The 19,563-nt window shown below is 70.8% G+C and carries 22 protein-coding genes; 19 read left to right on the forward strand and 3 right to left on the reverse strand.

What is annotated here, in order from left to right; translation table 11 throughout:
* Positions 1-378: 378 nt before the first annotated feature.
* From IS481_RS04105 to IS481_RS04170, 14 genes are all read left to right on the forward strand, one after another.
* Positions 379-1,386, forward strand: a complete 1,008-nt coding sequence (locus tag IS481_RS04105; protein ID WP_104355981.1) for a sulfonate ABC transporter substrate-binding protein — start codon at positions 379-381, stop codon at positions 1,384-1,386.
* A 23-nt stretch (positions 1,387-1,409) separates the two neighbouring features.
* The gene (locus tag IS481_RS04110; RefSeq protein ID WP_104355982.1) at positions 1,410-2,396 is read left to right on the forward strand and encodes a sulfonate ABC transporter substrate-binding protein; all 987 of its coding nucleotides are present in this window, start codon (positions 1,410-1,412) and stop codon (positions 2,394-2,396) included.
* Between the two features lie 38 nt (positions 2,397-2,434).
* A complete protein-coding gene (gene ssuD, locus IS481_RS04115) occupies positions 2,435-3,622 on the forward strand; it encodes an FMNH2-dependent alkanesulfonate monooxygenase (protein WP_104355983.1) in 1,188 nt (395 codons plus the stop codon).
* An 18-nt stretch (positions 3,623-3,640) separates the two neighbouring features.
* The gene (locus IS481_RS04120; RefSeq protein ID WP_104355984.1) at positions 3,641-4,057 is read left to right on the forward strand and encodes a VOC family protein; all 417 of its coding nucleotides are present in this window, start codon (positions 3,641-3,643) and stop codon (positions 4,055-4,057) included.
* Positions 4,029-4,838, forward strand: coding sequence for an aliphatic sulfonate ABC transporter permease SsuC (ssuC, locus tag IS481_RS04125; RefSeq protein ID WP_104355985.1), 810 nt, complete (start codon positions 4,029-4,031; stop codon positions 4,836-4,838). The genes IS481_RS04120 and ssuC overlap by 29 nt, the downstream gene beginning before the upstream one ends.
* A 10-nt stretch (positions 4,839-4,848) precedes the next feature.
* Positions 4,849-5,736: an ATP-binding cassette domain-containing protein gene (locus tag IS481_RS04130; protein WP_104355986.1), complete on the forward strand. Its 888-nt coding sequence runs from the start codon at positions 4,849-4,851 to the stop codon at positions 5,734-5,736.
* Positions 5,737-5,824: 88 nt separating this feature from the next.
* Complete coding sequence (locus tag IS481_RS04135; protein WP_104355987.1) at positions 5,825-6,262, forward strand: hypothetical protein; 438 nt, start codon at positions 5,825-5,827, stop codon at positions 6,260-6,262.
* A 180-nt stretch (positions 6,263-6,442) separates the two neighbouring features.
* Positions 6,443-6,661 (forward strand): TOBE domain-containing protein, encoded by a 219-nt coding sequence (locus IS481_RS04140; RefSeq protein WP_104355988.1) that lies wholly within the window; start codon positions 6,443-6,445, stop codon positions 6,659-6,661.
* 17 nt (positions 6,662-6,678) lie between these two features.
* Positions 6,679-7,278, forward strand: a complete 600-nt coding sequence (locus IS481_RS04145) for an RBBP9/YdeN family alpha/beta hydrolase (RefSeq protein WP_104355989.1) — start codon at positions 6,679-6,681, stop codon at positions 7,276-7,278.
* A 113-nt stretch (positions 7,279-7,391) separates the two neighbouring features.
* On the forward strand, positions 7,392-8,405 hold the full coding sequence (locus IS481_RS04150) for a sulfate ABC transporter substrate-binding protein (RefSeq protein WP_104355990.1): 1,014 nt from the start codon (positions 7,392-7,394) through the stop codon (positions 8,403-8,405).
* A gap of 176 nt (positions 8,406-8,581) precedes the next feature.
* Positions 8,582-9,613, forward strand: coding sequence for a sulfate ABC transporter substrate-binding protein (locus IS481_RS04155; RefSeq protein ID WP_104355991.1), 1,032 nt, complete (start codon positions 8,582-8,584; stop codon positions 9,611-9,613).
* A 19-nt stretch (positions 9,614-9,632) separates the two neighbouring features.
* Positions 9,633-10,466, forward strand: coding sequence for a sulfate ABC transporter permease subunit CysT (gene cysT / locus IS481_RS04160; RefSeq protein WP_104355992.1), 834 nt, complete (start codon positions 9,633-9,635; stop codon positions 10,464-10,466).
* Position 10,467: 1 nt separating this feature from the next.
* On the forward strand, positions 10,468-11,370 hold the full coding sequence (gene cysW, locus IS481_RS04165) for a sulfate ABC transporter permease subunit CysW (RefSeq protein WP_104355993.1): 903 nt from the start codon (positions 10,468-10,470) through the stop codon (positions 11,368-11,370).
* Positions 11,367-12,398 carry a sulfate/molybdate ABC transporter ATP-binding protein gene (locus tag IS481_RS04170; protein ID WP_104355994.1) on the forward strand — a complete coding sequence of 344 codons (1,032 nt, stop codon included), beginning with the start codon at positions 11,367-11,369 and terminating at the stop codon, positions 12,396-12,398. Before cysW ends, IS481_RS04170 begins: the two co-directional genes overlap by 4 nt.
* A gap of 10 nt (positions 12,399-12,408) precedes the next feature.
* Here IS481_RS04170 and IS481_RS04175 read toward each other — a convergent pair whose 3' ends face one another.
* Genes IS481_RS04175 through IS481_RS04185 form a run of 3 tightly spaced genes read right to left on the reverse strand, consistent with a single transcriptional unit; the run spans position 12,409 to position 14,850 of the window.
* Entirely contained in the window at positions 12,409-13,215 is an 807-nt protein-coding gene (locus tag IS481_RS04175) for a DUF72 domain-containing protein (protein WP_104355995.1), read from the reverse strand.
* A gap of 46 nt (positions 13,216-13,261) precedes the next feature.
* Complete coding sequence (locus tag IS481_RS04180; RefSeq protein ID WP_104355996.1) at positions 13,262-14,206, reverse strand: CysB family HTH-type transcriptional regulator; 945 nt, start codon at positions 14,204-14,206, stop codon at positions 13,262-13,264.
* Entirely contained in the window at positions 14,203-14,850 is a 648-nt protein-coding gene (locus IS481_RS04185; RefSeq protein ID WP_104355997.1) for a peroxiredoxin, read from the reverse strand. The genes IS481_RS04180 and IS481_RS04185 overlap by 4 nt, the downstream gene beginning before the upstream one ends.
* A gap of 159 nt (positions 14,851-15,009) precedes the next feature.
* Here IS481_RS04185 and IS481_RS04190 point away from each other — a divergent pair, with 159 nt between their 5' ends.
* From IS481_RS04190 to denD, 5 genes are read left to right on the forward strand one after another with little or no spacing between them, the layout of a single operon-like run.
* Positions 15,010-15,786 carry a FadR/GntR family transcriptional regulator gene (locus IS481_RS04190; protein WP_104355998.1) on the forward strand — a complete coding sequence of 259 codons (777 nt, stop codon included), beginning with the start codon at positions 15,010-15,012 and terminating at the stop codon, positions 15,784-15,786.
* Entirely contained in the window at positions 15,783-17,057 is a 1,275-nt protein-coding gene (gene otnK / locus IS481_RS04195; protein WP_194963338.1) for a 3-oxo-tetronate kinase, read from the forward strand. The genes IS481_RS04190 and otnK overlap by 4 nt, the downstream gene beginning before the upstream one ends.
* On the forward strand, positions 17,057-17,719 hold the full coding sequence (locus IS481_RS04200; protein ID WP_104355999.1) for a class II aldolase/adducin family protein: 663 nt from the start codon (positions 17,057-17,059) through the stop codon (positions 17,717-17,719). Before otnK ends, IS481_RS04200 begins: the two co-directional genes overlap by 1 nt.
* 5 nt (positions 17,720-17,724) lie before the next feature.
* The gene (otnI, locus tag IS481_RS04205; protein ID WP_104356000.1) at positions 17,725-18,513 is read left to right on the forward strand and encodes a 2-oxo-tetronate isomerase; all 789 of its coding nucleotides are present in this window, start codon (positions 17,725-17,727) and stop codon (positions 18,511-18,513) included.
* On the forward strand, positions 18,510-19,523 hold the full coding sequence (gene denD, locus IS481_RS04210) for a D-erythronate dehydrogenase (protein ID WP_104356001.1): 1,014 nt from the start codon (positions 18,510-18,512) through the stop codon (positions 19,521-19,523). Before otnI ends, denD begins: the two co-directional genes overlap by 4 nt.
* Positions 19,524-19,563 lie beyond the last annotated feature (40 nt).

The raw sequence follows: 19,563 nt of genomic DNA on the forward strand, positions 1-19,563 counted from the left end.
ACATGCGGTTTTCAACCAACCTAAGGCGAAATCGTTCGTTCGCGGCGGCGTCGCGTCCCTCTATCGTTCGCTCCTGTCATCACGGTATGGACCAGCCACAGGGAGCTTCAATGAACGTCGTCGGCTTGCTCGCCCGTCCGTCATTCCCGTCCCCCCAGGTGCCGGGGCACTCGCTGCCCGACGTCCTGGGCCTGGCATCTCGCGCGGCGTCCTGCATGCCGGCCGGCCGATGTTCCTGATGCCCTGATACCCGTCACCGGGTTGTCTCCTCGGCGCCTCGCGCGCCGTTCCGCTCCCTCGCTGCACAGACCGATTCCGGGGTTCGCCACGCGTGGCGAGGGAGCTTCTTTTTTCTCATACGGCAGGGAGGAAAGCATCATGGATCGATCGAACGCCACGACGCCGCCGGAAGCGGCTTCGCGCCGCCGCTGGCTGCACAACGTGGCCGCGGTGCTGTCGGTCACGATCGCCGCGTTCGCGTCGGGTGCCGCCGTGGCGCAGCCGGCTGCGCAGCTGCGCATCGGCTACCAGAAGTCGGCCAGCCTGCTGGTGCTGCTGAAGTCGCGCCAGACGCTGGAGCAACGGCTCGCGCCGCTGGGGTTGAAGGTCCGGTGGGTGGAGTTCCCCGCCGGGCCGCAGCTGCTCGAAGGGCTGAACGTCGGTTCGGTGGACCTGGGCTACGTGGGCGAGGCGCCGCCCATCTTCGCGCAGGCCGCGGGCGCGGACTTCGTCTATGTCGGCCATGACCCGGCCGCACCTCAGGCCGAGGCCATCCTGGTGCCGAAGGACTCGCCGCTGCGCACGGTGGCCGACCTGAAGGGCAAGAAGATCGCGCTCAACAAGGGCTCCAACGTGCACTACCTGCTGGTGCGCCTGCTGGAGGAGCACGGGCTGACCTACCGCGACGTGCAGCCGGTGTTCCTCGCGCCGGCCGATGCGCGGGCGGCCTTCGAGCGCGGCAGCGTCGATGCCTGGGCGATCTGGGATCCTTTCCTCGCGGCTGCGGAAAAGCAGGTCGACGCCCGCGTGCTGGCCGACGGTACCGGGGTGGTGAAGAACTACGCCTACTACCTCGCCGCGCGGCGCTTTGCCGAGCAGCACCAGGAGGCGATTGCCGTGCTGTTCGAGGAGCTGGTGGCGCAGGGCCGCTGGCTCAAGGCCCACCCGAAGGAGGCCGCGCAGCTGATCGCGCCGCTGCAGGGGCTGGACCCGGAGGTGGTCGAGCGCAGCCTGTCCCGCTACAGCTTCGGCGTGGTGCCGGTGTCGCCCGAGGTGGCGGCCGAGCAGCAGCGCATCGCCGACGTGTTCCTGGACCTGAAGCTGATCCCCCGGCCGATCCGCATCGTCGACGCGCTGCCGCGCACCGCGACGGCGTCGGCGCGCTGAACCGCACGGCAAGGAGATCCACCATGGACGATCGCCATACGTTCACGCGCCGCCGGCTGCTGGCCGGCACCGCCGCCTCGCTTGCACTCGTCGCCACGGGCGTGCGCGCCGCAGCGGCTCCGAAGGAGCTGCGCATCGGCTTCCAGAAAGGTTCGCTGAACCTGCTGCTGCTCAAGCAGCGCGGCCTGCTGGAACAACGCCTGCCCGACACGCGGGTGTCGTGGACCGAGTTCCCCGCCGGGCCGCAGCTGCTCGAGGGGCTCGCGGTGGGCAGCATCGACTTCGGCGCCACCGGCGATTCGCCGCCGGTGTTCGCGCAGGCGGCCGGCAAGGACCTGCTGTACGTCGGCGCCGAGCCGCCCAAGCCGGACAGCTCGGCCCTGCTGGTGCGCCAGGACTCGGGCCTGAACGCGCTGGCCGACCTGAAGGGCCGCAAGATCGCCTTGCAGAAGGGCTCGAGCGCGCACTACCTGCTGGTGCAGATCGTGCGCAAGGCCGGGCTGCAGTGGTCCGACATCACGCCGGTCTACCTGGCACCGGCCGACGCGCGCGCGGCCTTCGAGCGCGGCAGCGTCGACGGCTGGGTGATCTGGGACCCGTACTACGCGGCCGCCGAGGTGGGTGGCGGCGTGCGCGTGCTGGTCACGAGCCGCGGGCTGACCGGCAACCACACCTTCTACCTCGCCGCGCGCGGCTTCGCGAGCCGGCATCCCGGGACGCTGACCGTGCTGTTCGACGGCCTGACCGAGGCCGACGCCTACGCGCAGGCGCACCGCCAGGAAACCGCGCAGCTGTACGCGCAGGTCACCGGCCTGCCGGTGGACACGGTGCTGCGCGTGCTGGCGCGGCGCAACCCCTCGCCGGTCGCACCGCTGACGCCCGAGCTGGTGGCCGAGCAGCAGCGCGTGGCCGATGCCTTCCGCGAGCTGGGACTGATCCCGCGCCGCATCGAGGTGGCGCAGGCCGTCTGGCAGCCCGCCGGCAACCCGGCGGCGCATCGCGCCGGTTGATCCGTTCATCGAACGTTGCAGGAGGAGGACGTGACGCCATGAAAGTCTTCTGGTTCATCCCCACGCACGGCGATTCGCGCTACCTGGGCACGGCCCGGGGCGCGCGCGCCGCGACCTACGACTACTTCAAGCAGGTGGCCGTCGCGGCCGACAGCCTGGGCTATGAAGGCGTGCTGATTCCCACCGGGCGGTCCTGCGAGGACTCCTGGGTGCTCGCGTCGAGCCTGATCGGCGCGACGCGCCGGCTCAAGTTCCTGGTGGCGCTGCGCCCGGGCCTGATGCAGCCGGCCCAGACGGCGCGCATGGCCGCGACGCTGGACCGCCTCAGCGGCGGGCGACTGCTGGTGAACCTCGTCACCGGCGGCGATCCCGAGGAGCTCGAGGGCGACGGCCTGTTCCTCGACCATGCCGAACGCTACGAGCTGTCGCGCGAGTTCCTGACGATCTGGCGCGAGATCCTGGCGCGCAGCCACGACGGGCAGGACTTCGACTTCGAAGGCAAGTACCTGCAGGTCAAGGGCGCCAAGGCGCTGTTCCCGCCGGTCAGCCGCCCGTACCCGCCGCTGTTCTTCGGCGGCTCGTCGGAGGCGGCGCACGAGCTGGCCGCGCAGCAGCTCGACACCTACCTCACCTGGGGCGAGCCGCCTGCGGCGGTGGCCGGGAAGATCGCCGACGTCAAGCAGCGCGCCGCGCGCTACGGGCGCACGCTGCAGTACGGCATCCGCCTGCACGTGATCGTGCGCGAGACCGAGGAGGCGGCGTGGCAGGCAGCGGCCGAGCTGGTGTCGCACCTCGACGACCGCGTGATCGCCGCAGCGCAGGAGAAGTTCGCCCGCATGGACTCGGTCGGCCAGCGCCGGATGGCCGAGCTGCACCGCGGGCGCTTCAACCGCGACAACGTGCGCGAAGGGCTGGAGATCTCCCCCAACCTGTGGGCCGGGGTCGGCCTGGTGCGCGGCGGGGCCGGCACGGCGCTGGTGGGCAACCCGCAGCAGGTCGCCGAGCGCCTGAAGGAATACGCCGACCTGGGGCTGTCGCACTTCATCCTCTCCGGCTACCCGCACCTGGAGGAGGCGTACCGCTTTGCCGAGCTGGTGTTTCCGCTGCTGCCGTTGCAGCATGGCGACGGGCAGGCGCCGCAGCGCGTGCTGACCGGGCCGTTCGGCGAGATCGTCGCCAACAGCATCGTGCCGGGCCAGGCCGCCCCGCAGGTCAGCGCGAGCTGAGTCATCGCAGGAGTCGTCATGACCGAAGCCATCCGCAGCCTGGACCACATCCAGTTGCCCATCCCGCCGCGCACCGCGCCGGTCGCGCGCGCCTTCTACGAAGGCCTGCTGGGCCTGAAGGAGGTGCGCGACCCGGGGCTGGACTACCCCGGGGTGCTGCGCTATTCGCTCGGCTGGCAGCGCCTGGACCTCAGCGAGGGCTACTACACCGGCGTCGCGCCGCAGGCGCACCTGGCGCTGCGCGTGGTCGACGTCGCGCGCCTGGCCGACGCGCTGGAAGCGGCCGGCCACCGCGTCGACCGCTCGGCCTTCACCGACGGCCGCGTCTACGTGGAAGACCCGTTCGGCAACCGGCTCGAGCTGGTCGAGCCGCCCTCAACCTCGATCGACACTCCGGTCCGCGCCCATGTCCAAGACCTCCTCATCGCCGTCTGACGCGGCCTGGCGCGCCCGCCTGCACCGCGGGCTTGCCTGGCTGGTGCCCGTGCTGGTCCTCGTCGCCTGGGAGCTCTCGGCACGTGCCGGCTGGCTGTCCAGCCGCGTGCTGCCCGAGCCGTGGGCGGTGATCACCGCCTTCTGGGCGCTCGCCACCTCGGGTGAACTGTGGACGCACGTCTCGGTCAGCACCGGCCGCGCCTTCGCGGGGCTGGCGATCGGCGGCGGACTGGGCCTGGCGCTGGGCCTGCTGACCGGCACCTTCCGCATCGCCGAGACGCTGCTCGACTCGACGCTGCAGATGGTGCGCAACATCCCCGCGCTGGCACTGATCCCGCTGGTCATCCTGTGGTTCGGCATCGACGAGGCGGCCAAGCTGTTCCTCGTCGCGGTGGGGGTGTTCTTCCCGGTCTACCTCAACACCTTCCACGGCATCCGCTCGGTGGACCGCGGCCTGATCGAGATGGCGCGCAGCTACGGGCTCAAGGGCTGGTCGCTGTACCGCGAGGTGATCCTGCCCGGCGCGCTGCCGTCCATCCTGGTGGGGCTGCGCTTCTCGCTGGGGCTGATGTGGGTGCTGCTGATCGTGGCCGAGACCATCTCGGCTCAGGAGGGGATCGGCTACATGACGATGAACGCGCGCGAGTTCCTGCAGACCGACGTGGTGGTCGTGGGCATCCTGCTCTACGCCCTGCTCGGCAAGCTGGCCGACGTGCTGGCCAAGGCGCTGGAGCGCTGGTGGTTGCGCTGGCATCCTGGCTACCGCAGCGCCGCGGCATGAGGAGAGGGCGATGCATGTGACCAACGAACTGGAGCTGCCGGTGTTCCTGGACCGCACCGCCGCCGACCCTGTCGCCGCGGCCCGCGTCCCGATCGCGCGCAGCGGCGCGGCACGCGGCACCGAGGTGTGGGCGCAGGGGCTGTCCAAGTCCTATGGTGGGCGGCAGGTGCTGGACCGCATCGACCTGCGCATCGCGCCGGGCGAGTTCGTCGCCATCGTGGGCCGCAGCGGCTGCGGCAAGAGCACCCTGCTGCGCCTGGTCGCTGGCCTGGAGCGGGGCGACGACGGGACGGTGAGGCTCGACGGCGTGCCGCAGGGCGAAGCCGGTGCGGATGGCACGCGCATCATGTTCCAGGACGCGCGCCTGCTGCCATGGAAGCGCGTGCTGGACAACATCTCGCTGGGCCTGTCCGGGCCCGATGCGCGCGAGCGTGCCCGCGAGGCGCTGGCCCAGGTGGGCCTGGCCGAGCGCGCCCAGGAGTGGCCGGCGGTGCTGTCCGGCGGGCAGCGCCAGCGGGTGGCGCTGGCGCGCGCGCTGGTGCACCGGCCGCGCCTGCTGCTGCTCGACGAGCCGCTGGGCGCCCTGGATGCGCTCACGCGCATCGAGATGCAGCAGCTGATCGAGCGGCTGTGGCGCGAGCACGGCTTCACCGCGCTGTTGGTCACGCACGACGTGGCCGAAGCCGTGGCGCTGGCCGACCGCATCGTGCTGATCGAGGAGCATCGCGTCGCCTTCGACGAGCGCGTCGCGCTGCCGCGCCCGCGTGCGCGTGGCGCGAGCGGCTTCGCGGACATCGAGGCGCGCATCCTGGAGCGGGTGCTGCGGCAGCCCGCGGCGCAGGAGGCCGCCCCGCCGCAGCCGCTGCCGCAGGCCCCGCTGTGGCGCTTCGCGATCTGAGCGGCCGGTCCGGTGCCGGGGCGCCCGCCCCCCGGGGCCGGAAGCGTCTATATTTGCGGCCTCGTCAGTCAACCGAGGACGCACCGCGATGGGCGAGGCCAAACGCAAGAACGCACAACTGAAGCAGAAGCAGGACACGCTGCAGCGCCGCCTCGCCGCGGGCGAGTTCGGCCCGGACGGCGCGCGCTACTGCATCGTGCTCGACAAGTCCGAGGCCGGCCGTGGCGTGCTGCTCGCGGTGCGCGCGCTGGCACCGCGTTTTCCGGGCCTGGCCGAGCTGCTCGCGGCCGAGCCGGTGCAGGTCTGGGAGGCGTCCTCGCTGTTCCGCTTCGTCGCGCTGGTCGGCGGGCCAGGCAAGGCGGAGGAACGCAGCTTCCTCGGCGCCGACCTCGACCGGCTGCTGGGCGACACCCTGCCGCGCGCGCTGCGCCGCGCGGCGCGCGAGGGCGGCTCGGTCGGCATGGTGCTCGGCGTCGACGGCGACGCCGAAGCGGCCATCCAGGCTGCGATCGCGGCCGCGCGCTGACCCCGCGCTTCCCGGGCCTGGCGGCGTGCCCCTGCGCCGGGGGCACGGGCAGGCCTCCTGCATCTGCGCCGTGCGCATGAGCTGCCTCGGAAATCTTCCTTCCTGAGCGGCGGCAGGCCGGCTACCTTGTGCTGACGCCGCGCATCCGCGCGGCATCCCCATCGCGCAAGAGGAGCCTGCATGAGCATTTCCGCCATCAACGTCCGCAACCAGTTCCGCGGCAAGGTCAAGGAGATCATCGAGGGACCGGTGGTCTCGGAAATCGACGTCGAAACCCCGAGTGGCCTGGTCGTCACCTCGGTGATCACCACGCGCTCCGTCAAGGAGCTCGGGCTGGTGGTCGGCAAGGAGGTCATCGCGCTGGTGAAGTCGACCGAAGTGTCGATCGCCGCGCTGTGACGCGGGGAGGCGCGTCCATGGCTTACCAAGGCAGCAAGGTGCGGCTGCTGGTCGTCCCCGGCCTCGGCAACAGCGGCCCGGGCCACTGGCAGACCTGGTTGCAGCAGCGCTGGCGGCACAGCGTGCGCGTCGAGCAGGACCACTGGGACACGCCCGACCTGGACCGCTGGGCCGACCGCATCGGCGAGACCCTGCAGGCGCACCCCGGGCACACCTGGGTGGCCGCGGCGCACAGCTTCGGCTGCCTGGCCCTGGCGCGCTACCTCTGCCGCTTCTCCTGGAACGACAGCCCGGTGCGCGCGGCGCTGCTCGCCGCGACCGCCGACCCGGACAAGTTCGGCGTGGCCGCGCTGCTGCCGCAGCGGCCGCTCGGCCTGCCCAGCTACCTGGTCGCGAGCGACACCGACCCGTGGATGAGCGCCACCAAGGCGCGCGACTGGGCGCACCGCTGGCGCAGCCACTTCATCAACCTGGGCGACGTCGGCCACATCAACGTGGAGGCCGGCTTCGGGCCGTGGCCGCAGGCGCACAGGCTGGTGCAGCTGCTGCGCCAGCAGGTGCATCGCACGCAGCGCTGGCACTGGGCGCACCCGCTGGAGCTGTCGTTCGCCGTCTGACCGCAGGGCCGCTTTCTCGTTTTGCGCATAAGCATCGGCGCATCCATTCGTTCCTTGTCCGGGGCGGCCTCCCTAGCATCCCTGCATCGCATCACCGCAACTGGATCCGCACCATGACCCTACGCCGCAGTTTCATCCGCAGCCTGGCTGCTGCCGTGGCCCTGGCGGCCGCCGTGCCGGCCGCGCTCGCCAAGGACGTGACCCTGCTCAACGTCTCGTACGACCCGACCCGCGAGCTGTACGTCGAGTTCAACAAGGCCTTCTCGGCCCACTGGAAGGCCAAGACCGGCGACAACGTGACCATCAAGCAGTCGCACGGCGGTTCGGGCAAGCAGGCCCGCTCGGTCATCGACGGCCTGGAAGCCGACGTCGTGACCCTGGCGCTGGCCTACGACATCGACGCGCTGCACGAGAAGGCCAAGCTGCTGCCGGCCGACTGGCAGAAGCGCCTGCCGCGCAACAGCACGCCGTACACCTCGACCATCGTGTTCCTGGTGCGCAAGGGCAACCCCAAGGGCGTCAAGGACTGGGACGACCTGGTCAAGCCGGGCATCGCCGTGATCACGCCCAACCCCAAGACCTCCGGTGGCGCGCAATGGAACTACCTGGCCGCCTGGGAATACGCCAAGCGCAAGTACGGCGGTGACGACAAGGCCAAGGACTTCGTGGCCCGCCTCTACCGGAACGTGCCGGTGCTCGACTCCGGTGCGCGCGGCGCCACCACCACCTTCGTCGAGCGCGGCATCGGCGACGTGTTCATCGCCTGGGAGAACGAAGCCTTGCTGGCGCTGAAGGAACTGGGCCCGGGCAAGTTCGAGATCGTGGTACCGTCGCTCAGCATCCTGGCCGAGCCGCCGGTGGCCGTGGTCGACAAGGTGGTCGACAAGCGTGGCACCCGCGAGGTGGCCCAGGCCTACCTCGAGTACCTGTACACGCCCGAAGGCCAGGACATCGCCGCGCGCAACTTCTATCGCCCGACCGACCCGACCGTGGCCGCCAAGTACGAGAAGCAGTTCCCGAAGCTGACGCTGTTCACGATCGACGAGGCGTTCGGCGGCTGGCAGAAGGCCTCCAAGACCCACTTCCAGGACGGCGGTACCTTCGACCAGATCTACGTCAGCAAGTAAGCGGGCACTCCGGACCGGCGCGGCAGGTGCCGGTCCACCTGCCCTGGCACCTGCGAGCCCGCCCGGGCAGCTCCGGGTGGGCTTTATTTGTTTTTCTCATTTGGATCAAAAGAAGTATTTGTTCTTTTTAGAAGCGCGGGGGCCTAGCATCCCCGCATTGACTCAATGGGCTGTACATGACTGACTTCCGCGCTTCCCTGATCCGCCGCCGCCTGCTGGCCTCGCTGGCCGCCGCGGCGCTGGCCGCTCCGCTGACTGCCGCCGTGGCCGCCGGCCCGACGCTGCTCAACGTCAGCTACGACGTCTCGCGCGAGTTCTACAAGGACTACAACGCCGCCTTCCAGCGCTACTGGAAGCAGACCGCCGGCGAAGACATCACGATCAACCAGTCGCACGGCGGCTCCAGCAAGCAGGCGCGCAGCGTCGCCGACGGCCTGCAGGCCGACGTGCTGACGATGAACCAGGCCAACGACGTCGACATCCTGCACCTGCGCGGCAACCTGATCCCGGCCGACTGGGCCAAGCGCCTGCCGGACAACAGCGCGCCGACCACCTCGACCTCGGTGATCCTGGTGCGCAAGGGCAATCCCAAGGGCATCAAGGGCTGGGAAGACCTGGCGCGCCCGGGCGTCTCGGTCGTGATCCCCAACCCGAAGGTGTCGGGCAACGGCCGCTACACCTACCTGGCCGCCTGGGGCTCGGTGATCAAGACCGGTGGTGATGCCGCCAAGGCCAAGGAGCTGGTGCGCCGCATCTTCGCCAACGTGCCGGTGTTCGACGGCGGCGGTCGCGCGGCGACCACCACCTTCGCGCAGCGCGACATCGGCGACGCGCTGGCCACCTTCGAAAGCGAGGTGCCGCTGATCATCCGCGAGTTCGGCGACAAGTTCGACGTGGTCTACCCGTCCTGGAGCATCCTGGCCGAGAACCCGGTGACCGTGGTCGACAAGGTCGTCGACAAGAAGGGCACGCGCCGCCAGGCCGAGGCCTACCTGAAGTACCTGTGGTCCGACGAAGGCCAGGAGATCGCCGCCAAGCACCACCTGCGCCCGCGTTCCGAGAAGGTCCTGGCCAAGTACGCCAGCGTCTTCCCGAAGATCAACTTCTTCACGGTCGACGAGGTGTTCGGTGGCTGGACGCGCGCCCAGAAGGAGCACTTCGACGACGGCGGCGTCTACGACCAGATCCTCTCCGCGGCCAAGCGCTGAACCCCGACAGGCGTCGTCCATGATCCTCTCGCGCACCCTGCTGCGGCGGCACAGCGTGCTGCCGGGCTTCGACATTGCCCTCGGGTTCACGCTGCTGTACATCAGCCTGATCGTGCTGATCCCGCTGTCGGCGGCGTTCCTGAAGTCGTTCACGCTGACCTGGCCGCAGTTCTGGGAAGCGGTCAGCTCGCCGCGCGTGGTGGCCTCGTACCGGCTCACCTTCGGCGCCTCGTTCGGCGCGGCCCTGATCAACGCGGTGTTCGGCCTGCTGGTGGCCTGGGTGCTGGTGCGCTACTCGTTTCCCGGGCGGCGCTTGGTCGACGCACTGGTCGACCTGCCGTTCGCGCTGCCGACCGCGGTGGCCGGCATCGCGCTGACGGCCATCTACGCGCACAACGGCTGGATCGGCCAGTGGCTGCCGTTCAAGGTCAGCTTCACGCCGCTGGGCGTGTTCGTCGCGCTGACCTTCATCGGCCTGCCGTTCGTCGTGCGCACCGTGCAGCCGGTGCTCGAGGACCTGCACAAGGAACTCGAGGAAGCGGCCGCGACGCTGGGTGCTTCGCGCTGGCAGACCTTCAGCCGCGTGATCCTGCCGATCCTGATGCCGGCGCTGCTGACCGGCTTCGCGCTGGCCTTCGCCCGCGCGCTCGGCGAGTACGGCTCGGTGATCTTCATCGCGGGCAACATGCCGATGGTCTCGGAGATCACGCCGCTGTTGATCATCACCAAGCTGGAGCAGTACGACTACGCCGGTGCCACGGCCATCGCGGTGGTCATGCTGGTGATGTCCTTCGTGATGCTGCTGTGCATCAACCTCCTGCAGGCCTGGACCCGCAAGCGCCAGGGCAAATGAGATGAGTTCCGCGACCTTGCCTTTGAATTCCCGCACCGACGCGGCCGTGCCGCCGCCCGACGCGCGCTCGGCGACGCAGGAAGCGCGCTGGGTGCAGTGGACGCTGATCGGCGTGGCGCTGCTGTTCCTCACGCTGTTCCTGTTCGTGCCGCTGGTCACGGTGTTCGTCGAGGCCTTCAAGAAGGGCGTCGACGTGTACCTCGCGGCGATCACCGACGACGACGCGGTCTCGGCGATCAAGCTGACGCTGCTGGCCGCCGGCATCTCGGTGCCGCTGAACCTGGTGTTCGGCATCGCCGCGGCCTGGGCGATCGCGAAGTTCGACTTCCGCGGCAAGAACCTGCTGCTGACGCTGATCGACCTGCCGTTCTCCGTCAGTCCGGTGATCGCCGGCCTGATCTACGTGCTGGTGTTCGGCCTGCAGGGCTGGTTCGGTGAATGGCTGCGTGACCACGACCTGAAGATCATCTTCGCGGTGCCGGGCATCGTGCTGGCCACCGTGTTCGTCACCTTCCCGTTCATCGCCCGCGAGCTGATCCCGCTGATGCAGGCACAGGGCCAGGAGCAGGAGGAGGCCGCCCGCGTGCTGGGCGCCTCGGGCTGGCAGATCTTCTGGCGCGTGACGCTGCCCAACGTGAAGTGGGCGCTGCTGTACGGCGTGATCCTGTGCAACGCGCGCGCGATGGGCGAGTTCGGCGCGGTGTCGGTGGTCTCGGGCCACATCCGCGGCGAGACCAACACCATGCCGCTGCACATCGAGATCCTCTACAACGAGTACCAGTTCGCGGCCGCCTTCGCCGTGGCGTCGCTGCTCGCCGGCCTGGCCCTGGTGACCCTGGTCCTGAAATTCATCGTCGAGCAGCGCATGAAGCGCGACATCCAGCTCGCAGGAGAAAGCGCATGAGCATCGAAGTCCGCAACCTCAACAAGCGTTTCGGCCAGACGGTCGTCTGCGACAACATCAACCTCGACATCCCGTCGGGCGAGCTGGTGGCCCTGTTGGGTCCTTCGGGCTCGGGCAAGACCTCGCTGCTGCGCATCATCGCCGGCCTGGAAGTCCCCGACAGCGGCAGCGTGCTGTTCCACGGCAAGGACGCCACCTTTGCCGACGTGCGCGAGCGCCAGGTCGGCTTCGTGTTCCAGCACTACGCGCTGTTCGGCCACATGACGATCTTCGAGAACGTGGCCTTCGGCCTGCGCGTGCGCCCCAAGGCGACGCGCCCGTCCGAGCGCGAGATCCGCGCCAAGGTCAACGAGCTGCTCAAGCTGGTGCAGCTGGACTGGATCGCCGACCGCTACCCGCACCAGCTCTCCGGCGGCCAGCGCCAGCGCATCGCGCTGGCCCGCGCGCTGGCGGTGGAGCCGCAGGTGCTGCTGCTGGACGAACCGTTCGGCGCGCTGGACGCCAAGGTGCGCAAGGAGCTGCGCCGCTGGCTGCGCCGCCTGCACGACGAGATGCACGTCACCAGCGTGTTCGTCACCCACGACCAGGACGAGGCGATGGAAGTCGCCGACCGCATCGTGGTGATGAACCAGGGCCGCATCGAGCAGGAAGGCAGCCCGGACGAGGTCTACGACCATCCGGCCTCGCCCTTCGTGCTGCAGTTCCTCGGCGACGTGAACCTGTTCCACGGCCGTCTGGGCCATGCGCCGGGCGCGGCCGACGGCGAGGTGACCTACGTGCGCCCGCACGAGCTGGAGATCGTCGAGCGGCCCGAGGAGGGCAGCCTCGCCGTGACCCTGTCGCAGACGCTGACCGTGGGCCCCAACACCCGCATCGAGTTCAAGCGCCTGGACGACGGCGGCTATGTCGACGTGGAACTGCCGCGTGCCGAGTTCAGCGCACTGCGCGAGCGGCTGCAGCTGCGCCCCGGCGCCCAGGTGCACCTGCGGGCGCGCCGCGTGACGCGCTTCCACCAGTCGCAGCACTGAGCGCCGTCGCTCAGCGCACCAGGCGTTCGATCAGCCCGCGCGCCGCGGCCGGCGCGCGTTCCTTCGCGCCGTCGATGAAGAAGACGTAGACGTCGCGCGCCTGCACGGGCGCCGGCGTCGCGCTCACGCAAGGCAGCCCTTCGGGGCGGGCGCCCGCGCTCCAGGCCCGGGCCCGGTCGGCCCAGCGGTCGAGTGCCTCGTCCGGATAGCCGGATGCCAGGTCCGGGCGCGCGTTCATCAGGCGCGCGTAGACGAAGGGGCCGGTGATGTCGGCCAGGTTCGGGTACCTCGGGGAATCGGTGCAGACGGTTGCCACGCCGTGGGCACGCGCCAGTGCGACGTAGGCCTCGCACAGGAAACTCTCGTGCCGCACCTCCAGCACGTGCCGCAGCGGCCGCCCGCCGGCTTCGGCCGGCAGCGCGTCGAGGAAGGGGCCGAGCACGCCGGCATTGAAGGTCCGGGTCGGCGGCAGCTGCCACAGCAGCGGGCCGAGCCGGTCCTCCAAGTGCAGCGCGCCGTCGATGAAGCGCCGGGCGGCTTCGCCCGCCTCCGCCAGCTGCTTGCGGTGGGTCACGTGGCGCGGTGCCTTGACGGAGAACACGAAGCCCTCCGGCGTGTCGGCGCGCCACTTCCGGTACGTCCCCGGTGCGGGCGCACGGTAGAAGGTGCTGTTGATCTCGATGGCGGTCAGCTGGCGGCTGGCGTGGTGCAGTGCGAGCCGTTGCGGCAGCCCCGGCGGATAGAAGGTCTCCCGCCAGGGTTCGTACGCCCAGCCACCGATGCCGACGCGGATGGCGCCCGTGCGTTGCCTGCCCATGCGTGGTCTCCCCGGTCGGGCAGACTCTACGCCAACAGGCAATGCCTCAGATCTCGAAGCTGGTACCCGGGTCGGCTGCCAGTGCGCGGTCGACCACGGCGCGCGTCAGCGGCGGGGCGAAGCACTCGATGAAGGCGTAGACGTAGGTGCGCAGGTAGGTGCCGCGCCGGATCGCCAGCCGCGTCATGTTGACCGCGAACAGGTGGCGCGCATCGAGCGCGCGCAGGTGGCGGTCGCGCTCCTCGTCGTAGGCGATCGAGGCGACGATGCCCAGGCCCATGCCGAGCTCGACATAGGTCTTGATCACGTCGGCGTCCATCGCCGTCAGCACGATGTCGGGCTTGATGCCGGCGCGGTTGAACGCGTCATCGATGTGCGCGCGGCCGGTGTAGCCCTCGTCGTAGGTGATGACGGGGTGCTGGGCGATGCGCTCCAGGGTCAGCGGCCGGCCGTCGAGCAGCTCGTGCCCGGGCGGGACCAGCACGCAGTGGGTCCAGCGGTAGCAGGGCAGGGCGATCAGGTCGTCGTAGCGCGACAGCGCCTCGGTCGCGATGCCGATGTCGGCCTCGCCGGTCAGCAGCATCTCGGCGACCTGCTTGGGCGAGCCCTGGTGCAGGTTGAGCGTCACCTCGGGGAACTGGCGGCGGAACTCGCTGACCGCCGGCGGCAGCGCGTAGCGCGCCTGCGAGTGGGTGGTCGCGATCGACAGCTTGCCGCGCGACTGCTGTGCGTAGTCCTCGCCGGCGCGCTTGAGGTTCTCGGCGTCCAGCAGCATGCGCTCGATGATGGGCAGCACCTGCGCGCCAGGCGGGGTCAGGCCGGTGAGCCGCTTGCCGGCGCGGACGAACAGCTCGATGCCGAGCTCGTCCTCCAGCTCGCGGATCTGGCGACTGACGCCCGGCTGCGAGGTGTGCAGCACGTTGGCGACTTCGGTCAGGTTGAAGCCACGGCGCGCGGTCTCGCGCACCGAGCGCAGCTGCTGGAAGTTCATTGCGGCTTGTTCGGTTGCGGCGTCAGGCGCAGGTATGGCGTGACCGCCTTGTAGCCCTGCGGGAACTTCTGCTTGATCACCTCGGGGTCCTGCAGCGACGGCACGATCACCACGTCGTCGCCCGGCTTCCAGTTGCCCGGCGTGGCCACGCTGTGGTGGTCGGTCAGCTGCAGCGAGTCGATCACGCGCAGGATCTCGTCGAAGTTGCGGCCGGTGCTGGCAGGGTAGGTGATGATCAGGCGCACCTTCTTCTGCGGGTCGATCACGAACAGCGAACGCACGGTCAGCGTGGCGTTGGCGTTCGGGTGGATCATGTCGTAGAGCGTGGCCACCTTGCGGTCCGCGTCGGCGATGATCGGGAAGTTGACCGTGCAGCCTTGGGTGCGGTTGATGTCCTCGATCCACTTGTGGTGCGAGTCGACCGGGTCCACCGACAGTGCGATCGCCTTGACGTTGCGCTTGGTGAACTCGTCCTTCAGCTTGGCGGTCAGGCCCAGCTCGGTGGTGCACACCGGGGTGAAGTCCGCGGGGTGGGAAAACAGCACGCCCCAGCTGTCGCCCAGCCACTCATGGAAACGGATCCGGCCTTCCGTCGAGTCCTGCTCGAAATCGGGGGCGATGTCGCCCAGACGCAGACTGGCCATGGCACTTCCTTTCGACGCAAGTAGGGGAGTGGCCATGATGCGAGCGGTCTTCCATAAAAACAACGAATAAAAAGTTGTTTCTTACAGCGCTGAGTGCATAAAGAAGGCGCCCGGGACATCCCTAGGCGCGTCGGACGAGGCGATTTGTATGATGACCTGATGACTCGCGAGGCCGCTGCCGAACCGCTGCTGACGCCCCACCGGCTGTCCGACCGGCTGGCGGAGTGGCTGCGCCAGCGCATCGAGCAGGGGGCCCTGCGCCCCGGCGAGCGCCTGCCGACCGAGCAGGAACTGGCCGAGCAGCATGGCGTCTCGCGCACCGTGGTGCGCGAGGCGGTCAGCCGGCTGCGGTCCATGGGGCTGCTGGTGTCGCGCCAGGGCTCGGGCGTCTATGTCGCGCCGCTGTCGGCGGCCCGGCCGCTGGCCTTCGATCCTGCCGTGCTGAACTCGCTGGAGGCGGTGCTGCAGGTGGTCGAGGTGCGCCGCGCGCTCGAAGGCGAGGTCGCCGCGCTGGCGGCGCAGCGCGCCACGCCCGAGGACCTGCAGCGCATCCGCGCGGCGCTGGCCGCGATCGACGAGGCCAGTGCCGCCGGACGCGACGGCGTGGAGGAAGACCTGCGCTTCCACCGCGCGATCGCCGAGGCCACCGGCAACCCGCAGTTCCGCCTGCTGCTGGGCTTCCTCGAGCAGTACCAGCGCGACGCGATGAAGGTCACGCGCGCCAACGAGGCCACCAGCGAGCTGCTGATGGACGAGGCGCGCCGCGAGCACCACGAGCTGGCCGAGGCCATCCTGCGCCGCGATGCGGCGGCCGCGCGCGAGGCGGCGATCCGCCACATGGTCAACGCGGCGCGGCGCATCGAGGAGGCCGACGCCGACGTGCGCGCGGCCCTGCGCGCGGCGCTGCAGGCGCACCACCAGGGGCAGGTCCGATGAGCGCGTCGCGCCTGGTGCTCGGCGTGGTCGCCGACGACTTCACCGGCGCGACCGACGTCGCCAGCATGCTGGTGCGCGCCGGCATGCGCACCGTGCAGGCCATCGGCGTGCCGCAGGGCCCGGTGCCGGACGATGCCGACGCGGTGGTGGTGGCGCTCAAGTCGCGCACCGCGCCGGTGGAGCAGGCCGTGCGCGAGTCGCTGGCCGCGCTGCGCTGGCTGCAGGCGGGCGGGGCGCGCCAGTTCTACTTCAAGTACTGCTCGACCTTCGATTCCACCCCGGCGGGCAACATCGGGCCGGTGGCCGAGGCGCTGCTGGAGGCGCTGGACAGCGACTTCACGATTGCGTGCCCGGCGTTCCCGGAGAACGGCCGCACGGTCTATCGCGGGCACCTGTTCGTCGGCGACCGGCTGCTGTCGGAGTCCGGCATGCAGCACCACCCGCTGACGCCGATGACCGATGCCAACCTCGTGCGCGTGCTGCAGGCGCAGTCGCGCGCTCGGGTCGGGCTGGTGCGCCGCGACACGGTCGCGCAGGGGGCGCAGGCGTTGCGCGCGGCCTTCGAGGCCCTGCGCCGCGACGGCGTGCGGCTCGCGGTGGTCGACGCGATCGAGGACGACGACCTGCGCCACATTGCACAGGCCTGCGACGGGCTGCCGCTGGTCACCGCGGGCTCGGGCGTCGCGCTGGGCCTGCCCGCGGTGTATGCCGCGCGCGGCTGGCTGCAGCCGGACGCGCAGGCGGCGGCGTGGCCGCCGGCCGGCGGCGCGGCGGCGGTGCTGTCGGGTTCGTGCTCGGAGGCGACGCACGCTCAGGTGGCGCACTGGATCGAGGCCGGGCGGCCGGCGTGGCGCATCGACGTGCGCCAGCTCGCTGCCGGTGCGCCGGTGGCGGCGCAGGCGCTGGCCTGGGCGCGCGAGCGGATGGCGCAGCAGCCGGTGCTGGTCTATGCGACCGCGCAGCCGGAGGTGGTGCGGGCGGTGCAGGCCGAGCTCGGCGCGCAGCGCGCCGGCGCACTGGTGGAGCAGGCCCTGGCCGCGATCGCGCAGGGGCTGGCGGAGGCCGGCGTGCAGCGCCTCGTCGTGGCCGGTGGCGAGACCTCCGGCGCGGTGGTGCAGGCGTTGGGCATCGCGCGGCTGCGCATCGGCGCGACCATCGCGCCGGGCGTGCCCTGGACGCGGGCCGAAGGCCGTCCGCTGTGGCTGGCGCTGAAGTCTGGCAACTTCGGCGCGCCGGCGTTCTTCAGCCAGGCCTTGCAGGAGGCGCCCTGATGGACGTCACGAGCCTGCGCCTGGAGATCTGCCGCGTCGGCCGCTCGCTGTTCGAGCGCGGCTACGTGCACGGCACGACCGGCAACATCAGCGCGCGCGTCGACGAGGCCGACGGCGGCGGGTTCCTGATCACGCCCACCGACGCCTGCCTGGGGACGCTGCATCCGCAGCGCCTGGCCTGGGTGGACGCGCACGGCGAGCAGCGCAGCGGCGACCGCGCCAGCAAGACGCTCGCCCTGCACCGTGCCATCTACGAGGCCGAGCCGGAGGCGCGCTGCATCATCCACACGCATTCCACGCACCTGGTCGCGCTGACGCTGCAGGGCGTCTGGCGCGAGGACGACATCGTCCCGCCGATCACGCCGTACTACGTGATGAAGGTCGGCCACGTGCCGCTGGTGCGCTACCACCGGCCCGGCGACCCGGCGGTGGCGCAGCAGGTCGCGCAGCGCCTGCGCGAGGCGCGCCAGCGCGGGTTGCCGCTGCGCGCGGTGATGCTGGAGCGCCTGGGCCCCAATGTCTGGCACGAGAGCCCGTCCGCCGCGATGGCCGTGCTGGAAGAACTGGAAGAGACCGCGCGGCTGTGGCTGACGACCCGCGCCGCGCCCCTGGACGACACGCAGATCGAAGAACTGCGCCGCCACTTCGGCGCGCGCTGGTGAATGCCATGCCCCGTTTTGCTGCCAACCTTTCGCTGATGTACACCGAGCTGCCCTTCCTGGAGCGGTTCGCCGCGGCCGCGGCGGACGGCTTCGAGGCGGTGGAGTTCCTGTTCCCCTACGAGCATGACCCGCAGGAGCTGGCGCTGCGGCTGCGCGTGCACGGCCTGCGCCAGGCGCTGTTCAACCTGCCGCCGGGCGACTGGGCCGCGGGCGAGCGCGGCATGGCCGCCATCCCCGGGCGCGAGGCGGAGTTCGATGCCTCGGTGCAGCTGGCGCTGCGCTACGCGCAGGCGCTGGGCTGCCCGCGGCTGCACGTGATGGCGGGCATCATGCCCGCCGAGGCCGACCGGGCCGCATGGCACCGCACCTACGTGGACAACCTGCGCCGCGCGGCGGCCGCCGTCGCACCGCACGGCATCACGCTGCTGATCGAGCCGATCAACACGCGCGACATGCCGGGCTACTTCCTGAACTACCAGCAGCAGGCGCACGACATCGTCGCCGAGGTGGGCGCGCCCAACCTGAAGGTGCAGATGGACCTGTACCACTGCCAGATCATGGAGGGCGACCTCGCCATGCGGCTGCGGCGCTACCTGCCGCAGGTCGGCCACGTGCAGATCGCGGGCGTCCCCGAGCGCCACGAGCCGGACGTCGGCGAGGTCCATTACCCGTACCTGTTCCGCCTGATGGACGAGCTGGGCTACGAGGGCGACGTGGGCTGCGAGTACCGTCCGCGCGCCGGCACCTCGGCCGGGCTGGGATGGTTCCGCGCGGCGCGCAAGGAGGGCTCATGAGGGTGCTGATCACCGGCGGCGCCGGGTTCCTGGGCACGCGCCTGGCGCGCACGCTGCTGCAGCGCGGCCAGCTGTGCGGGGCGCCGCTGGCCCGGCTGGTGCTGGCCGACCTCGGCCGCCCGGCCGACGACCTGTGTGCCGACGCGCGCGTGCAGGTGCGCACCGGCGACCTGCTGGCGCAGCTGGATGCGCTGATGGCCGAGCCGTACGACGTGGTATTCCACCTCGCCGCGGCGGTGTCGGGCGAATGCGAGGCCGACTTCGACCTCGGCCTGCGCGCCAACCTGGACACCACGCGCGCGCTGCTGGAGGCCTGCCGCCGCCAGGCGGCCCGCGGGCGCGTGGCGCGCTTCGTGTTCTCGAGCTCGGTGGCGGTGTTCGGTGCCGACCCGGCGCTGCCGCTGCCCGAGGTGGTGGACGACCGCACGCTGCCCACGCCCCAGTCCAGCTACGGCATCCAGAAGTTCATCTGCGAGCAGCTGGTCGCCGACTACACCCGCAAGGGCTACGTCGACGGGCGCGCCGCGCGGCTGATGACCGTCTCGGTGCGGCCGGGCCGGCCCAACGGCGCGGCCTCCGGCTTCCTCTCGGGCATCGTGCGCGAGCCGCTGGCCGGGCTGCTGGCGGTCTGCCCGGTGCCGCCCGAGACCCGGGTCGCGCTGGCTTCGCCCGCCACCACGATCGCCGGGCTGCTGGCGGTGGCCGAGGCCAGCCGCGAGGACTTCGGCGGGCGCACCGCGCTGAACCTGCCGGCGCTCACCGTCACCGTGCAGCAGATGCTCGACGCCCTGCACGCGGTGGGCGGCGACGAGGCGCGGTCGCTGGTGCGCTTCGAGCGCGATCCGCACATCGAACGCATCGTCGGCGGCTGGCCGGCGCGTTTTTCCAGCGCGCGGGCGGCCCACCTGCGGCTCATCCCGGATGGCGATTTCCGCGAGGTCGTGTTGCAGTACGTGCGTGACCACCCGCAGGCCGTCACCAACCGCCAGGCACTGCGCCTGGCCGGCTGACAGAAACCTGAAAAACCGTTCCGTTCGACAAACCCAACAG

Source organism: Caldimonas thermodepolymerans (genome assembly GCF_015476235.1).
In the GTDB taxonomy this organism is placed as follows: domain Bacteria; phylum Pseudomonadota; class Gammaproteobacteria; order Burkholderiales; family Burkholderiaceae_C; genus Caldimonas; species Caldimonas thermodepolymerans.

Bases quoted from the DNA above. Each gene is read 5' to 3' on its own strand.
- IS481_RS04105 (WP_104355981.1), top strand. From the start codon at position 379: ATGGATCGATCGAACGCCACGACGCCGCCGGAAGCGGCTTCGCGCCGC.
- IS481_RS04110 (WP_104355982.1), top strand. From the start codon at position 1,410: ATGGACGATCGCCATACGTTCACGCGCCGCCGGCTGCTGGCCGGCACC.
- ssuD (WP_104355983.1), top strand. From the start codon at position 2,435: ATGAAAGTCTTCTGGTTCATCCCCACGCACGGCGATTCGCGCTACCTG.
- IS481_RS04120 (WP_104355984.1), top strand. From the start codon at position 3,641: ATGACCGAAGCCATCCGCAGCCTGGACCACATCCAGTTGCCCATCCCG.
- ssuC (WP_104355985.1), top strand. From the start codon at position 4,029: ATGTCCAAGACCTCCTCATCGCCGTCTGACGCGGCCTGGCGCGCCCGC.
- IS481_RS04130 (WP_104355986.1), top strand. From the start codon at position 4,849: ATGCATGTGACCAACGAACTGGAGCTGCCGGTGTTCCTGGACCGCACC.
- IS481_RS04135 (WP_104355987.1), top strand. From the start codon at position 5,825: ATGGGCGAGGCCAAACGCAAGAACGCACAACTGAAGCAGAAGCAGGAC.
- IS481_RS04140 (WP_104355988.1), top strand. From the start codon at position 6,443: ATGAGCATTTCCGCCATCAACGTCCGCAACCAGTTCCGCGGCAAGGTC.
- IS481_RS04145 (WP_104355989.1), top strand. From the start codon at position 6,679: ATGGCTTACCAAGGCAGCAAGGTGCGGCTGCTGGTCGTCCCCGGCCTC.
- IS481_RS04150 (WP_104355990.1), top strand. From the start codon at position 7,392: ATGACCCTACGCCGCAGTTTCATCCGCAGCCTGGCTGCTGCCGTGGCC.
- IS481_RS04155 (WP_104355991.1), top strand. From the start codon at position 8,582: ATGACTGACTTCCGCGCTTCCCTGATCCGCCGCCGCCTGCTGGCCTCG.
- cysT (WP_104355992.1), top strand. From the start codon at position 9,633: ATGATCCTCTCGCGCACCCTGCTGCGGCGGCACAGCGTGCTGCCGGGC.
- cysW (WP_104355993.1), top strand. From the start codon at position 10,468: ATGAGTTCCGCGACCTTGCCTTTGAATTCCCGCACCGACGCGGCCGTG.
- IS481_RS04170 (WP_104355994.1), top strand. From the start codon at position 11,367: ATGAGCATCGAAGTCCGCAACCTCAACAAGCGTTTCGGCCAGACGGTC.
- IS481_RS04175 (WP_104355995.1), bottom strand. From the start codon at position 13,215: ATGGGCAGGCAACGCACGGGCGCCATCCGCGTCGGCATCGGTGGCTGG.
- IS481_RS04180 (WP_104355996.1), bottom strand. From the start codon at position 14,206: ATGAACTTCCAGCAGCTGCGCTCGGTGCGCGAGACCGCGCGCCGTGGC.
- IS481_RS04185 (WP_104355997.1), bottom strand. From the start codon at position 14,850: ATGGCCAGTCTGCGTCTGGGCGACATCGCCCCCGATTTCGAGCAGGAC.
- IS481_RS04190 (WP_104355998.1), top strand. From the start codon at position 15,010: ATGACTCGCGAGGCCGCTGCCGAACCGCTGCTGACGCCCCACCGGCTG.
- otnK (WP_194963338.1), top strand. From the start codon at position 15,783: ATGAGCGCGTCGCGCCTGGTGCTCGGCGTGGTCGCCGACGACTTCACC.
- IS481_RS04200 (WP_104355999.1), top strand. From the start codon at position 17,057: ATGGACGTCACGAGCCTGCGCCTGGAGATCTGCCGCGTCGGCCGCTCG.
- otnI (WP_104356000.1), top strand. From the start codon at position 17,725: ATGCCCCGTTTTGCTGCCAACCTTTCGCTGATGTACACCGAGCTGCCC.
- denD (WP_104356001.1), top strand. From the start codon at position 18,510: ATGAGGGTGCTGATCACCGGCGGCGCCGGGTTCCTGGGCACGCGCCTG.